The organism is Sphaerisporangium krabiense (genome assembly GCF_014200435.1).
Lineage (GTDB): Bacteria > Actinomycetota > Actinomycetes > Streptosporangiales > Streptosporangiaceae > Sphaerisporangium > Sphaerisporangium krabiense.
The window spans coordinates 3185586-3200015 of the sequence record NZ_JACHBR010000001.1; the positions used below are offsets into that span (position 1 = coordinate 3185586).

Consider the following 14430-nt stretch of genomic DNA (forward strand, 5'->3'; position numbering starts at 1 on the left):
GGGGTGACGCCGGTTCGAGGTCTCAGGTCGCGCGGGGGGCGCAGGAGACGCCGGTGAGGAGGAGGGTGGGGGCGATGTTGCGGTTGGCCACGGTCTGCTGCTGTTTGACGCAGCCGGTGTCGTAGACGGCCGGATCGTCGCAGACGGCCCTGATCGAGGACAGGGTCTGCACGACGTCGCCGGTGACGTGGATGGGCGACAGAGGCTCGCACAGGCGGCCGTCGCGTATCCGGCGGGCCCGGTCGACCTGGGCGACGAAACGGCCGGTCACCGGGTCGCAGGTCGCGCGGCCGATGGCCTCGGCGTAGACGCCGTCGCGGACGTCGGCGAGCACGCCGGGCGCGGAGTCGGGGCCGGGGAGCACCGACAGCGTGGTCATGCGCGGCAGGGCCGCGTAGCGGTAGTCGGTGCGGTGCGCGTGCCCGCCCGGGTCGCCGGCGGCTCCGGAGGCCGGCCCGTCCGCCGAGGTGAGCGCCCCGGAGGTGAGCGTGCCCGCGACGTGGCCGGAGTCCAGGAGGGTGACCGCGCGGCCGGGGTTGCCGTGGTCGTCGGCGTGCAGGCTGGCCCACGAGGACGGGGCGGCGGAGTCGTCCACCACGGTGAGGCCGGGGTGGGAGAGCCGCCGGCCCATCAGCGCGCGCAGCCGGTTCTCCGGGTGCCGGAACACGTCGGCCTCCAGCAGGTGGCCGCACAGCTCGTGGAGCAGCACGCCCGAGCAGGCGGGCGCGGCGAGCATGACCGTCTCGCCGTCCGGGGGCGGGACGCGGACGGCGTGCAGGCGGTAGGCGGCGACGGCGTCGTCCGCCGCGGCGCCCACGGCGTCGGGCGGGAGGCGCGTGCCGGCGAAGGCGGGGCCGGTGAAGACCGCGGAGTCCGGCGGCCCCGCCCAGAGCAGCAGGCGGCCGCGGTGCCGGTCGGCGGACCGCACTGGGCCGCCCCTGCGGCACGCGGCGATCGACTCCAGCAGGACGAACACCCGGCCGCGGACGGGGACGCCGCCGGCCCGCTCGCGCACGACCGCCACCGCCGCCAGCAGCTCGTCCAGAACGCCCGCGTACGCGTCCTCGCCCGCCCCGGACCGCGCGTGGTCGCCGAGGCCCGCGACCACCTTTTCGCGGCGCGATTCCAGCCCGGACAGCGTCATGCCCTCGATGCCGTGATAGGAGCCGCGTTCCCCATGTTCGTCGAAATCGACGAAGAGGGCGCGGCGGGCCTGCGCGTAGACGTGGGCGGTTTCGGCGTCGCGCGCGGCGGCGTGGTGCGCGGCGTCCTGGACGGCCGCGGCGGTTCGCGCCCACGCGGCGGCGAGATCGGCCTGCGCGCCGTCCGTCACGGTAAAGGTCATATCCCCCGATATTAGCCGCCGAGTTGCGGGTCCGCGCATATCTCGCGCATATAACTCCGACTATAGAAACTGCCGGGCGCGTACCGTGATCATGCGGCCGCTGACCGTGTGTAAACCGCACCCCCAGGTGCGGATAATTGTTAAGGCGCGCCTTGAATAAAGGTGGCCGCACTGGCTCTGACCTGCGGTTTCATGTGTTATCGATTGCCCCGGTTCCGCGATGCACAATAGTCAGGAACGACGGCTTTTCGGGTCTTGCGATGCCCCAAACCGGCTACTACGATCGAGCCTCAATCCCGGTGAGATGGGGTCGTCTGCCTCATCTACCAGCCTGCTTTGGAGGTGAACTATGGGCGAGGACATCGTGGTCGAAGAGGAGCTGGGCACGAACGCCATCTGATTCCCCTTCGAATGCGCCGGCGTCGTATAACGCCGTGAAACGGCAACGACGGCGCCGGGTCGATTGGATTCGGACAATGCGTGTTCGTCCTCGTAGATCGAGCCCCCAGGGCCCGGTCTACGAGGACCTGGGTCCGCTGGAACGCTTCCTGGGAGGGATGAATTCATTGGCCACCGCACCGCCCGCCCCCGGCGAGGGCTGGGCACTGAGCGACGAGGTTGAGCACCTTATTCGCTGGGCGGCGAAGGTCGCGGAGGAGGAGTTCACGGGCGCCGACGGCGTCGACTCCGTCTACCTGGGCGGTTCGCTGCTCGCCGGCCTGGGCAGCCCCACCAGCGACATCGACGTCTTCGTGGTGCGGCAGGGCGTCACGGGCGACGAGGTCCCGGCACAGGTGGTGTCCGACTCCCGGCGTTTCGACGTCGAGTCGCTCCCTCCCGGCCACCTCCTGAAGCTCGCGCGCGACGTCACCGCGTTCCCGCGGGCGGCCTACACGAACCTGGAGGTCGTCCACCTCAGCGAGAGCCGGTACGACGCCGCGGTCCGCCTGCTCTACAGCAGGCCGGTGGCGGAGGGCGACGAGTACCGCGAGGCGGTCGCCCACCTGCGCGAGAACACGGTCCCGCTGACCCGCATGATCATGGCGAAATGGTCCACCGAGTGCATCAACATCCTGGAGGACGCGCTCGGCGCCCTGGCCGGGGAGTCCTACGACGACGCCCTGTTCAGCTCGGCGGAGCTGATGCAGCCCGCGGCGCAGGTGTTCCTCGCCGGATGCGGCGACCTGTACGTGAAGTACAAGTGGATACTCCGCAAGCTCCGCAGAAGCGCGGGGGAGAACTTCCCCTACGACGGGTTCTGCCGGCTCATGGGCTCCTGGCCGGACGGTGTCGCGGACAAGAAACGGCTGGTCGAGGACCGGATCCGCCTGTGCCAGGCCATGGCGGTGGCCGGGCTCACCGGCGGCTGGGACGGGCCCGCGGCCTCACGCTGGTCCACCTGGGACGTCCGCGGCCCGGGCCTGGTGCGCGCGCCGGAATGGATGCCGCTGCGCGCCGCCGACCGCATCGTGCTGGCGAAGTCCATCGACTCGGTGTACCGGCTGTCGGAGCAGGGGCTGACGCTGTGGGGGCTGTGCGACGGCCGCGAGCACTCCGTGGTGGTGGACGACATGGTGCGCCGGCTCGGCGACCCCGGGTTGCGGCCCGACGTCGAGAGATACCTCGACCGGTTCCTCCAGATGGGGCTGGTACGCGCGGGAGCGGGGGACTAGGAGATGGGGACCGCAGAGGGTCCGGAGCCCGCGCTGCACGCGGGCGTGGTGCTCGGCGCGGAGGGGACGCGCGCCCAGACGGCTCGTCTTGAGGGCCGTGAGCTGGTGTTGGAGAGCGGCTCCGGTGCGCCGCGCGACCTGGCCGGCGGCGGGTACTTCGTCGAGGCGCTCCCGGTCGAGATGCACTGCCACAGCATCGGCCAGGTCGACTTCTCCGACTTCTCCGGCATCGACCTGATCGAGCTCAACGCCGCCGCGGCCCGCGAAGGCGTCGTGTGCGTGCCCACGGTCTACCTCCGGCACGACAGGCTGGAGGAGTTCGTCACGTTCATGCGCCGGTTCCACGAGCTGCGCAAGCGCGGCGCGCTGCCGTTCGTGCCCGGCATGGCCCTGGAGGGCCCGCTGCTGGCCAGCCACGGCGGCACCCCCGCCGCCACGGTGTGGCCGCCGAACCGGCACGAATGGGAACGCCTGGCCATGTGCGGACGGCTCGGCCTGCTCTACATGGTCATCTCGCCCGACTCGCTGACGCCCGACTCCGACCTGTACGACCGGCTCGACCGCAAGCACCCGGACCTGCCGTGGATCATCAGGCTCCTGGTCGAGTCCGGCGTGCGCCCCGCGCTCGGCCACTACACCAAGGCCGACGCCGCGCGGGCCGCCGAGCTGACCTACGAGCTCGTGAACGTCGCCTGGTCGGTGGAGACGCCGCTCAAGGGCACCCGGGTGGTCACCGACCACCTGTTCAACGACATGCCCCTGCCGATCAAGCACGCGTTCCGCACCCGCAGGGCCCGGGAGCGGCGCGACGCCCTGATCGCCTCCTACGACCTGCCGTCCTGGAACCTGTCGGACCTCCCCGAGCAGGTCGGCCCGGTCGCCGCCGCCATCATGCGGCTGTGCGCGGCCGGTCGCGTGGCCTCCTGCGTGAACTTCGACGGCGAGCACGTCGACCTGGCGATCGCCGCCCGCGCGGTCGAGGTCGTGGACCGCAGGAACATCATGCTCATGACCGACCGCTGCGACGCCGCGCGGCTCGGCGGCCAGGCGCTGCACCACAACCCCGAGAACTCCCTGTGGTACCAGGACGACGACGTCGTGGCGGCGGGGTCGCAGCCCATCGACCGGCAGATCGGCAACGCCCGCGCGGCCGGCGTCGGCGAGGACGAGATCTGGGACCTGGTCTCCTTCACCGCCTACGCCGCGTTCGGCCTCGGCGACGACCCCTGGCTCGGCCCGGGCGTCGGCTCGTTCGTCCTGCCCGAGGACGCGGCGGGGGACGCCTCCCTGCGGCGCGTCGCGACGCTCGCCGCCGCGCCGCCGCGGAGGCCCCGGTGAGCGGCCCCGCGCCGCACGGCGGCCTCGCCGTGCGCGAGCTGCGCCGGGTCTTCACGAGCAGGAAGAAGCCGCCCCGCACGGCGCTGGACGGCGTCACCTTCGACGTCGCGCCCGGCGAGCTGGTCACCCTGCTCGGCCCGAACGGCGCGGGCAAGACCACGACCGCCCGCATCCTCGTCACCCTGCTCGAACCCACCTCGGGGACGGCCACCGTGGCGGGCGCGGACGTGCGGACCGAGCCCCGCGCGGTCCGCCGCCGCTGCGGATTCTCCTTCGGCGGCGACACCGGCCTCTACCCCCGGCTCACCGCCCTGGAGAACCTCAGGTTCTTCGGCACCATGTACGGCATGGCGGGCCGCCCGCTGACCGCGCGCGCGTCCGAGCTGCTCGGCGAGATGGGCCTCGGCGACCGCGCCGGCGACAAGGTGGAGACCTTCTCGCGCGGCATGCGGCAGCGCCTGCACATCGCCAGGGCCCTGCTGCACGACCCGCCCGTCCTGGTCCTGGACGAGCCGTCCGCCGGCCTGGACCCGGCGGCGGGCCGCCAGCTCAGGACGCTGGTGCACAAGCTCGTCGACGACGGCCGCGCCGTGCTGCTGACCACGCACGACCTGGTGGAGGCCGAGCAGCTCAGCGACCGGGTGCTGGTGCTGCGCGCGGGGGTCGTCATCGCCGAGGCGTCCCCCGCCCGGCTGCGCGCGCTCGCCGGCGACGCGCTCGGCACGCGCATCCAGCTCGAACTGCACGAGGACGTGGCGGCGCCGGAGGCGGCCCTGGCCGCGTGCCCCGGACTGCGCGGCGTCCGCGTGGAGGGCGGGGTGTGGGCGGTCGACGTGACCGACGGCCCCGCCGCCGCGACGTGGATCCTCCAGACGTTCGGCTCCCAGGTCGTCAACCTCAGCGTCGCGCCGCCGTCGCTGGAGGACGCCTACCTGGACCTGGTCGGGGACCCGGCGTGACCGCCGTCGTCCTCGGCTCGGCGCGCACCCACCTGCGCCAGCAGGGCATGACGCCGCTGACGTGGATGACCGGCGGGGTGCTGCCCGTCTGCCTGGCGTGGATCCTGCACGTCAAGACCGGCGAGTCCGGGCTGCGGCTCGTCGCCGGGGTCAGCGCCGCCGCCATGATCGACACCGTGGCGATCCTCATCGTGTTCGCCGTCCTGTTCGAGCGCCAGTGGAACACGCTGGAGATGGCCGCCGCCGCGCCCCGGGGCGTCCTGCCCATGCTCGCCGGGCGGTTCCTCGGCATCGCCGTGCAGGCCCTGCCGTCGCTCGTCGTCAGCGGCGTCTTCGTCCAGCTCGTCTGGGGCGGCGTCAGGATCGACCGGCCGCTGCCCACGCTGCTCGGCATGCTCGTCCTCACGGTGTCCGTCGTGGTCGTCATGCTCCCGCTCGCGGTCACCGTGCTCCGGTTCCGCTACGCCGCCGGCATGACCAACGGCGTGCCCGCCCTGCTGCTCGCGGTCAGCGGCGCGCTGATCCCCATCTGGCAGATGCCGCCGCTCCTGCAGAGCTGGGCCAGGGCGCTGCCGCTCACGTGGGCCGTGGACGCCGTCGAGGGCGGCGACTGGAACGACCTCGGCGTCGCGACCGCCCTCGCGGCGGCGTGGGCCGTGGTGGGCGCCGCGCTGTTCCACCTGGCCCTGCGCGGCATGCGCGGCGAGCCCGACGCCTACCGGATGTGACGCGATGAACCGCGTGCTCACCCACGCCTGGCTGTCCTACAAGGGCCTGTTCACCTGGCTCAACCCGTGGGGGTACCTGTCGTCGCGCATCGTGCGCCCGCTGGCCCTCGGCGCGGTGTTCGTCTCGCTCGGCGGGGGCGCCTTCGCCGACCGGGAACGGCTGCTGGTCGGCGCGACGCTGCTCACGATGTCCGGCAGCGTCCTGCTCGGCGTCGGCCTCGCGGTCGGCAACGAGCGCGGGTACAACACGATGGGCGGCCTCCTGGCCGCGCCGCACCGCCTCCCGGGCACGCTCGTCGTCCGGGCGCTCCCGCACGTGGTCGACGGCCTGATCACCACCGCGATGACCGCGGCCATCGTGGCGGGCCTGTTCGGCATCTCCCTGGACGCCGGCCAGTGGCTGCGGCTCGCCGCCGCGGTGGCGGCCGTCGGGCTGAGCGGTGCGGGCCTCGGCCTGGCCGCCTCCTCCTACGCCGTGCGCTACCGCGACGTGTTCCTCGTGCCGAACCTGTCCCAGGTCGCGCTGATCGGACTGTCCGGCGCGCTGGTGGAGGTGGAGCACCTGCCGGAGGTCCTGCGGTGGGTGTCGGCCGTCCTGCCCGTGCACCACGCGATGGAGGCGGTCGCCCCGGGCGGCGGCCTGGCCGCCGGGCTCGCCGCCGAACTGCTCGTCGGCGTGGCCTGGGGGGCCGCCGGCTGCGCGCTCATCACCTGGACCGCGCGCCTGGCGCGCACGCGCGGTTCGTTCGACCTGACCTGATGGCATGGACTGGAGGGTGAACCGACGTGTCCGACGTTCTCGATGCGCTCGACAAGCTCGACGTGGACTGGACGAACCTGCCCGAGACGCACCGCACGACCCGTGAGATCCTCGCCGAGCTGGCCGCCGACCGGCGGACGCTGCGGACGATGATCGACCGGGTCCGCGAGACGCCGTCGCTGCTGGCGCTGTGCGAACGGCACCGCCTGCTCGACAAGATCGTCGTGCACGACGCCCCGAACGGCGTGCGGCTGCGCGTCCACATCTCCACCAAGGAGCACCGCGACCGCCCGCACGACCACCGGTTCTCCTTCACCAGCAGGATCCTCACCGGCGCCTACCGGCACACCCGCCACGAGCTGGTCGGCGAGCTGGACGAGTCCGTCCCCTGGCACGTGCAGGACGACGTCGACGCGGTGCTGTCCGAGGCCAAGGCGGTGCCGCGCTTCGTCACCCGGCAGACCGCGGGCAGCACGTACTCGCTGCACCACACCGAGGTCCACACCACCTTCACCACGCCCGACACCGTCTCGCTGTTCCTGCGCGGCCCCTCCGAGAAGGACCGCTCGCTGATCACCGAGCGGGAGACCGGGCGGCTGTGGTGGCGGTACGGCGCGGACAAGGAACGGCAGGACCGCCGCGCCCGCAAGCAGATGCAGCCGGCGGAGTTCGAGGAACTGGTCGGCCGGCTGCACCGGCTCGACGTGATCTGACGGGGGACGCGCACGTGACTTCCATCCAGACCTCCGGGACCCGCCCCGTGCCCACCGAGGACGAGATCCTGGCCGTGATGCACGACCTGCCCGCGGTGAACTGGGACGACATCGAGGACGCCGCCCGGGTCACCCACGAGATCGCCCACCGGCTCGGCGACGACCGCGCGCTGCTCGCCGCCCTCGTGGACCGGGTGCCCGGGGTGCCCGCGCTGCGGGAGAAGTGCGAGTGCCACGCCCTCGACGACAAGATCGTCATCTGGGACGAGCCGGAGAAGGGCCTGCGCATCCGGCTGCGGCTGGCCAACACCGACCAGTACGAACGGGTGCACAACCACCGCTACTCGTTCACCGCCTACCTGCTGCACGGCGTCTACCACCACACGCTGTACGCCACCGACCAGGTCCTGGACGAGAACGCCGACGTCAGCCGGTTCTGGCCGTACTTCGTGCGCGAGGAGCGCACCGGCGACGTGATCACCCTGCACCACGAGCAGCTGCACACCACCATCACCGACCCGGACACGATCTCGCTCATGATCCAGAGCCCCGCCCAGAAGCGCAGGGCCTTCATGATCAGAAGGTCGGACGGCCACGTGTGGTGGCGTCTCGGCGCGGCCGACGAGGACGACGCCCGCAAACGCGAGATCCGCATGCCCGACGAGCGCTTCACCTACTGGCGCGACCGCCTCGCGCACCTGGGCGTCCTGTGAACGACCTGCTCCCCGCCACCGGCACGACCGACCGGGTCCTCGTAACCCCGGCGACGCCGGCCGGCACGTCCGGGACACCCGGTACGTCCGGCGTGACCCGGCTGGACTACGGGCCCGGCGAGCGTCAGCACGTGCTGGTCTACCGGCCCGCCACTCCCGCCAGGGCCGCGGTGGTGCTCGTGCACGGCGGCTTCTGGCGTCCGGAGAAGGACGCGGCGAGCATGGAGGCCGCCTGCCTGGACCTCGCCGCGCGCGGGGTCCTCGCCGCGAGCGCCGAGTACCGGACCGTGGGCGCGGGCGGCGAGTGGCCGGGCTGCGCCGACGACGTGACGGCGGCCGTGCGGGCGCTGTGCGAGAGCTCCGGCGTGCCGCTCGCGGCGACCGTCCTCGCCGGGCACTCGGCGGGCGGGCACCTCGCCCTGGTCGCCGCCACGCGCCTCGGCGGGCTCGGCGCCGTGGCCGGCCTGGCCCCGATCACCGACCTGGAGGCCGCAGAACGCGACGACCTCGGCACGGGGGCCGTGCGCGGCCTGCTCGGCGGCCGGGCCGCCGCCGAACGGCCGGACGCGTCCCCGCTGCGCGGCCCGGCGCCCGGCTGCCCGGTACTGCTCGTGCACGGCGCCGCCGACCAGGCCGTCCCGGTCTCCCAGACCACCTCCTACGCCGACGCCGTGCGCGCGAAGGGCGGACGGGTCCGGGTCCGCCTGATCCCGGAGGCCCGCCACATGCACCTGGTCAAACCCGGCCGCCCGGCCTGGCGGGACGTGTCCGACGAGCTCCTGTCCCTCACCGGGAACCTCCGATGACCGCCGCGCCGCTTCTCGACGGGCGGCCGCGGCCGTTGCGGGTGATGGCGCTGGTCTCGGCCACGGGGGCGAACCTGACGACCACCCTGGAGCTGGCCGCGGAGCGCCCCGACCTGCTGCGGGTCGTGCTCGTCGCCTCCGACCGCGAGCGGGCGGGCGCGCTGGACGTCGCGGCCCGCGCGGGGGTGCCCACCTGGCCGGGCCGGTTCGCCGCCGAGTGCGGCAACCACCGCGCGTGCGTCACCGAGGAGGACCGCGCCGCCTACCGGGCGCGCGCCGAGGCGTTCCACGACCGCCTGCTCGCCCGGGTGCGGGAGTTCGAGCGCGCGGACGGCGAGATCGACCTCGTCGTGCTGGCCTACCACCGCTGGATCCACGGCGGCTTCCTCGCCCACTTCCGCGACCGGATCATCAACCAGCACCCCGGCGACCTGGCGTCCCTGGACGGCTCCGGCGCGCGTGCCCTGGTCGGGATGGACCCGGTGGGCGTCGCGCTGCGCCGGGGCGACACGGCCACCCGCACCTCGACGTTCCTGGTCGACGACACCCACGACGGCGGCCCCGTCCTCGCCCGCGGCCCCGCGCTGGAGTACCACGGCCCGAGGCCGCCGTCCCGCGAGGACGTCGACGCGCACGAGCGGCGCCAGAAGGCGCACAGCGACCGCCCGGTCCTGCGCTGGGTCCTCACCGCGCTCGCCGAGGGCCGCCTCGCCCTCGACCCGTCCCGCCCCCGCCCGGACGGCACCGCGGCGGTCCTGCTGGACGGCGCCGAGACCCCTCTCGGCGGCCACGACCTCGCCGCGGACCCCACCCACGAGCAGGACCGTGCCGGGGCGAAGGCGGGTGCCTCGTGACCGCGCTCGCCGACGCCGCCCTCGACACAAGCGACGTGCCCGAGGAGTACTGCGCGGCGCTGACCAGGGCCGCCGTCAAGGCGGAGCTCTACCGGACCGACCCGTACTTCCGGCACGGCGCGTTCCGCACGGACGTCGGCGACGCCCTGGCCACGACGTTCGTGGTCGCCAAGCCGGACGCGGTCGCGGGCCGGCGTATCCCGCCCGTGCTGGAGTTCCTGGACGAGAACGGCTTCGCCGTCGTGGCGGCGGCGCGCTTCCGGTTCACGCCGCTGCTGACCCGCGAGGTGTGGCGGTACCAGTTCAACATCGCGAGCTGGGCGCGCGCCGAGGTCGTCGACCTGCTGCTGCCCGCAGGCGACAGCCTCCTGCTGATCCTGCGCGACACCCTGCCCGCCACCCTGCCCGCCACCAAGCGCGGCCCGCTGCCCGCCGCGTGCCGGCTGGCCGCGCTGAAGGGCGCCGCCGACCCGCGCTCCCGGCGCGGCGACAACCTGCGCACCCGCCTCGGCGGCCCGACCACCCTGTTCAACTTCGTCCACACCGCCGACGAGCCCGCCGACGTGGTCCGCGAGCTGGCCCTGCTGGAGCTGGCCACGGGCGCCCCCCTGATCGCCACGGCCCGCCGCACCGGCCCGGTGCCGGACGCCGAGCTGTCCGCCGCCGTCCAGGCCCTGCACGACGCCTGCCCCGCGCACGACCTGGACGCGCGGGCGAGCCTCCGCCGCCTCGCCGCCTGCCCGGACGAGCGGGTCGCGCGCCTCGCGCGGCGTGCGCTGGACGGCGACCCGTCCGCCGGCTGGTCGGCCCTGCTCGACCTGTTCCCCGGCCGCACCCCGCCCGCCCCGCTGCTGTGGGACGTGCTCTCCGTCGCGACCGGCCAGATCGAGAGCAACGTCCCCGGCCTCGCCCCCCAGATCCCCACCGTCGCCGCCCACACCTGGCTCGACGACCCGGGCGAGACGCCCACGGCCCGGCGGCGCGAGGAAGGCCGCGGCGTCGTGACCGCACGCTCCGGCGGCGAGGAGGAGGCGTCGTGACGGCCAGAGAGATCCCCGGCTGGATCGCGGCCGGCGACCTGGTGTACCGGACCCCGCCCGAGGTCCGCTTCGCCCGCGCCTCGGGCGTGCGCCTCTACGACGAGGAGGACCACGAGTACGTCGACGCCGAGGCCGCCAACGGGGCGCTCGCCCTCGGCTACGACCGCGAGTTACTCCGCGACGCGTGCGAGCGGGCCATGGACCTGCCCGCGCTGCCGTCGTTCTGCGAGTCCGGCCTGCGGCTGCGGGTGCTGGAACGGCTGGCGGGCCGCTTCTCGCGCGCCCTCGGCGCCCCCGGCCGGGTGGCGGTCGAGCTCGGCGGGGCGCAGGGCATCGAGATGGCCATGCGCGTCGTCGCCGCCAACCGCGGCGGCGGCACGGTGCTGACGTTCCAGGGCGGCTACCACGGCCGTTCGCCGTTCACCGCGCACCTCAGCGCCAGCAGCCGGTACCGTGCCGCCCAGCCCTGGCCCGGCCCCGACGTGGTACGGCTGCCGTACCCCGACTGCGCGACCTGCGTCCACCGTCCCTCCGGCGGCGGCTGCAACCCCGCCTGCGCCGCCGCGATCGAACGCCTCGGAACCGAGGACCCGTTCGGCGTCCCGCCCACGGGGGTCGCCGCGCTCGTCGTCGAGCCCCTGCTGAACGTCGGCGGCTTCGTGCTGCCGGACAGCGGCCACCTGCGGCGGGTCGTGGACCACGTCCGCTCCCTGGGCGGGCTGATCGTCGTGGACGAGATCTTCACCGGCCTGCACCGGCTCGGTCCCGAGTGGGGCTTCCAGCTCCACGGCATCGAGCCGGACATCGTGGTGGCCGGCAAGGCCCTGACCAACGGCCTCACCGCGTTCAGTTGCGTGTGGGCGCGCGAACCCCTGGCCGCGCCCGAGGTCTTCCCGCCCGGCAGCCACTCCTCGACCTTCGCCGGCAACCCGCTCGCCCTCGCCGTCGTGGACGCCGTCCTCGACCGCTGGGACGCGCCGGACACCCCCGCGCGGACGGTGCCGGCGCTCGCCGCCCGCCTGGAGGACGCCCTGTCGCCCCTGGCCAAGCGGGATCTGGTCCGCGCCGTGCGCGTCGTCGGCGGCGTGGCCGTGGTCGAGCTGGAGGGCCCGCACGCGTCCCGGCTGCGCGCGATCGCCTCCCGGCCGCGCGCGGGACGGCCCGGCCTGCTGCTCGCGAGCACGGGCATGGCGCCCTCGGCCGTCGCCCTGCATCCGCCGTTGATCACGGCGGGCGAGGACGTCAACCTGGTGGCGGAGCTGTTGGAACAGGCCATAGGGGAGCTGGAAAATGGGATCTGAGTCGCCGCTGTACTCCTGGCAGCCGAAGGCCGTCGTGTTCGACTGCGACGGGCTGCTCATGGACACCGAGCCGTGCTGGACGGTCGCCGAGACCGAGCTGTTCGCCCGCCGCGGGCTGCCGTTCGGCGTGGAGCAGAAGGCACTGGTGATCGGCAGGTCGCTCCCCGACGCCGCCGAGGCGGTCGCCGAGCTCTTCCAGGAGCCGGGCCGCGGCCCCGCCATCGCCGACGAACTGCTCGGCCTCGTCGCCGAGGTCGTCGGGAGCCGGGCCGAGGCGATGCCGGGCGCGCACGACCTGGTCGCCGCCGTCGCGTCCGCCGTGCCGGTCGCGGTGGCCAGCAACTCGCCGCGCGCGCTGCTGGAGGCGGCGCTGCTGCGCGGCGGCTTCACCGGCGTCTTCCCGGTCAGCATCGCCGCCGACGAGGTGGACGATCCGAAGCCCGCGCCGGACATGTACCTGCGGGCGTGCGAGATGCTCGGCGTCGCGCCCGGGGACGCGCTCGCCTTCGAGGACTCGATGACCGGCCTGCGCTCGGCCCGCGCCGCCGGGCTGCGCGTCGTGGGGGTGCCCACGCTGCACCACGACGACTTCCCCGCCGACCAGGTCGTCGCGTCTCTGGGGGACGACGGCCTGGTCGGCTGGGTCCGGCGGTGGCCGATATGACGTGGGACGACCCGATCGTCTGCGTGTGCCGTCACGTCAGCGAGGACACCATCGTCCGCGCCATCCGGGCGGGCGCCGACACGCTGGAGAAGGTGCGGGTCACGAGCGGCGCGAACACCGGCTGCGGCGGCTGCGCGGAGGAGATCGAGGAACTGATCGAGGACGTGATGAGCGAGGCATGCGCCCCGGACCTCGGATGAGCGACCCGACCGGCGCGAGCGCACCCCGTCCGGAGCCCGGCTCGGCCGAGGCCGCCGAGCGCCTCGCCGGGGCCGGGCCCGCCGACCTGCTGACCGTGGCCAGGTCGGACGCCGTCCTGTCCGGCGACCTCGCGGCCCCGGCGCTGCGCACCACCCACGACATGGGCGCGGTGTGCCGGGTGTGGACGCCCGACGGGTCCGGTTTCGGCGAGGCGGCGCTGCCGTGGCAGGGCATGGCCACGGTCGGCGCGGGCCGCCGGCTCGCGCAGGCCCTGGCCCGGTGCCGCCACCCGGTGCGGCCCGCCCCACCGGGCGAGCGCCCGGGCTTCGCGGGCGGTTCGGTGGCGGGGTTCGAGGAGGAGCCCTGCGACCCGGCCGCGATCCGTGAGGCCTGGGCGGTGGTGACCGGCACGCTGTCCGGGCTGCTCGGCGACCGCCTGCACCGGGTGGTGCTCGGGCACAGGACGCTGCGCCGCGTCTACGTCGACTCGCTCGGCGCCGCCGCGGCGGAACGGGTCGAGCTGGCCTGGTGCACGGTGTCCGCGAAGACGGGCGGCCTGTCGCTCACCCGCACCTGGGTCGGACCCTCGCCGGCCGCGATGCGGCGCGCCCTGGACGGACGGCTGCCCGAGCCGCTGTCCGACCTGCTGGCGCCCGAGCCGGTGGGGGAGGGCTGCGCGGTCTCGCCGTGGGCCACCGCCCAGTTGCTGCAGGTGCTGGCCGGCCAGCTCACCGGAGGAGAGGGCCCCCTCGCCGCCTCGGCGGGCGTCCCCGGGTTCGGCGCCGGCCCGGGGGACGGGCGCGTCAGCGTCCTCGACCACGCCTCGTGGGGCTTCGCCGACCGCCTCTTCGACGACGAGGGCGTCCCGGCCAGGCCCGCCGTGCTGCTCGCGCACGGCAGGCCCGCCGACGGGATCGTGGACCTGCGCGGCGCCGCGCGGACGGGCGCGCGGCCGATGGGCCACGCGGCCCGTCCCCGCTGGGACGACCCGGTCGAGGCGTGGCCCCGGTGCCTGGAGTTCGCCGACCTGGCCGAGAGGCGGGGGAGCGGGACCCCGCTGCGCCTGCTCGAACTGCGGGGCAGGGCGGTCGGCCACGACACGGCGAGCGGGTCGCTGCGCCTCACCGGCCTGCTGGCCCGCGAGGACGGCGCGATACGCCCGGTCTCGATGACCACCCGCGTCGACGCGGTCCTGCGCGGCATCGCCCGCCACCCGGACTCGGCACCCGTGACCGTTCCCCTGCCCAAAGGAGTCGCCAGGGCGGCGACGCTCACCGTCGATCCCGGCGAGTGGAACATGACCTGACCGCGCGCCGCTCGCCCGGCGAACGACCG

At 74.5% G+C, this 14430-nt stretch carries 15 protein-coding genes; 14 read left to right on the forward strand and 1 reads right to left on the reverse strand.

Features of this window, described 5'->3' with window-relative positions; all coding sequences use genetic code 11:
• Positions 1-22: 22 nt before the first annotated feature.
• Complete coding sequence (locus BJ981_RS14265; protein ID WP_184611600.1) at positions 23-1345, reverse strand: metallopeptidase TldD-related protein; 1323 nt, start codon at positions 1343-1345, stop codon at positions 23-25.
• 566 nt (positions 1346-1911) lie between these two features.
• Here BJ981_RS14265 and BJ981_RS14270 point away from each other — a divergent pair.
• Genes BJ981_RS14270 through BJ981_RS14335 form a run of 14 tightly spaced genes read left to right on the forward strand, consistent with a single transcriptional unit; the run spans position 1912 to position 14401 of the window.
• Positions 1912-3018: a PqqD family peptide modification chaperone gene (locus BJ981_RS14270; protein ID WP_184611602.1), complete on the forward strand. Its 1107-nt coding sequence runs from the start codon at positions 1912-1914 to the stop codon at positions 3016-3018.
• Between the two features lie 3 nt (positions 3019-3021).
• Positions 3022-4356 carry a hypothetical protein gene (locus BJ981_RS14275; protein WP_184611604.1) on the forward strand — a complete coding sequence of 445 codons (1335 nt, stop codon included), beginning with the start codon at positions 3022-3024 and terminating at the stop codon, positions 4354-4356.
• Positions 4353-5315 carry an ABC transporter ATP-binding protein gene (locus BJ981_RS14280; protein ID WP_184611606.1) on the forward strand — a complete coding sequence of 321 codons (963 nt, stop codon included), beginning with the start codon at positions 4353-4355 and terminating at the stop codon, positions 5313-5315. The genes BJ981_RS14275 and BJ981_RS14280 overlap by 4 nt, the downstream gene beginning before the upstream one ends.
• Positions 5312-6043, forward strand: a complete 732-nt coding sequence (locus BJ981_RS14285) for an ABC transporter permease (protein ID WP_184611608.1) — start codon at positions 5312-5314, stop codon at positions 6041-6043. The genes BJ981_RS14280 and BJ981_RS14285 overlap by 4 nt, the downstream gene beginning before the upstream one ends.
• Before the next feature lie 4 nt (positions 6044-6047).
• Complete coding sequence (locus BJ981_RS14290) at positions 6048-6803, forward strand: ABC transporter permease (RefSeq protein WP_184611610.1); 756 nt, start codon at positions 6048-6050, stop codon at positions 6801-6803.
• Between the two features lie 26 nt (positions 6804-6829).
• Positions 6830-7516: a hypothetical protein gene (locus BJ981_RS14295; RefSeq protein ID WP_184611612.1), complete on the forward strand. Its 687-nt coding sequence runs from the start codon at positions 6830-6832 to the stop codon at positions 7514-7516.
• 14 nt (positions 7517-7530) lie between these two features.
• Positions 7531-8229, forward strand: coding sequence for a hypothetical protein (locus tag BJ981_RS14300; protein ID WP_239139590.1), 699 nt, complete (start codon positions 7531-7533; stop codon positions 8227-8229).
• Entirely contained in the window at positions 8226-9035 is an 810-nt protein-coding gene (locus BJ981_RS14305; protein ID WP_184611614.1) for an alpha/beta hydrolase family protein, read from the forward strand. Before BJ981_RS14300 ends, BJ981_RS14305 begins: the two co-directional genes overlap by 4 nt.
• Positions 9032-9889, forward strand: a complete 858-nt coding sequence (locus BJ981_RS14310) for a formyltransferase family protein (RefSeq protein WP_184611615.1) — start codon at positions 9032-9034, stop codon at positions 9887-9889. The genes BJ981_RS14305 and BJ981_RS14310 overlap by 4 nt, the downstream gene beginning before the upstream one ends.
• Complete coding sequence (locus tag BJ981_RS14315; RefSeq protein WP_184611617.1) at positions 9886-10929, forward strand: nucleoside-diphosphate kinase; 1044 nt, start codon at positions 9886-9888, stop codon at positions 10927-10929. Before BJ981_RS14310 ends, BJ981_RS14315 begins: the two co-directional genes overlap by 4 nt.
• Positions 10926-12230: an aminotransferase class III-fold pyridoxal phosphate-dependent enzyme gene (locus BJ981_RS14320; protein ID WP_184611619.1), complete on the forward strand. Its 1305-nt coding sequence runs from the start codon at positions 10926-10928 to the stop codon at positions 12228-12230. Before BJ981_RS14315 ends, BJ981_RS14320 begins: the two co-directional genes overlap by 4 nt.
• Positions 12220-12894 (forward strand): HAD family hydrolase, encoded by a 675-nt coding sequence (locus BJ981_RS14325; RefSeq protein ID WP_184611621.1) that lies wholly within the window; start codon positions 12220-12222, stop codon positions 12892-12894. Before BJ981_RS14320 ends, BJ981_RS14325 begins: the two co-directional genes overlap by 11 nt.
• The gene (locus BJ981_RS14330) at positions 12891-13094 is read left to right on the forward strand and encodes a (2Fe-2S)-binding protein (protein WP_184611623.1); all 204 of its coding nucleotides are present in this window, start codon (positions 12891-12893) and stop codon (positions 13092-13094) included. The genes BJ981_RS14325 and BJ981_RS14330 overlap by 4 nt, the downstream gene beginning before the upstream one ends.
• Positions 13091-14401 carry a metallopeptidase TldD-related protein gene (locus tag BJ981_RS14335; RefSeq protein WP_184611624.1) on the forward strand — a complete coding sequence of 437 codons (1311 nt, stop codon included), beginning with the start codon at positions 13091-13093 and terminating at the stop codon, positions 14399-14401. The genes BJ981_RS14330 and BJ981_RS14335 overlap by 4 nt, the downstream gene beginning before the upstream one ends.
• Positions 14402-14430 lie beyond the last annotated feature (29 nt).

Coding starts and splice junctions, on each gene's coding strand:
- BJ981_RS14265 (WP_184611600.1), bottom strand. CDS start 1,345: ATGACCTTTACCGTGACGGACGGCGCGCAGGCCGATCTCGCCGCCGCG.
- BJ981_RS14275 (WP_184611604.1), top strand. CDS start 3,022: ATGGGGACCGCAGAGGGTCCGGAGCCCGCGCTGCACGCGGGCGTGGTG.
- BJ981_RS14290 (WP_184611610.1), top strand. CDS start 6,048: ATGAACCGCGTGCTCACCCACGCCTGGCTGTCCTACAAGGGCCTGTTC.
- BJ981_RS14310 (WP_184611615.1), top strand. CDS start 9,032: ATGACCGCCGCGCCGCTTCTCGACGGGCGGCCGCGGCCGTTGCGGGTG.
- BJ981_RS14325 (WP_184611621.1), top strand. CDS start 12,220: ATGGGATCTGAGTCGCCGCTGTACTCCTGGCAGCCGAAGGCCGTCGTG.
- BJ981_RS14330 (WP_184611623.1), top strand. CDS start 12,891: ATGACGTGGGACGACCCGATCGTCTGCGTGTGCCGTCACGTCAGCGAG.
- BJ981_RS14335 (WP_184611624.1), top strand. CDS start 13,091: ATGAGCGACCCGACCGGCGCGAGCGCACCCCGTCCGGAGCCCGGCTCG.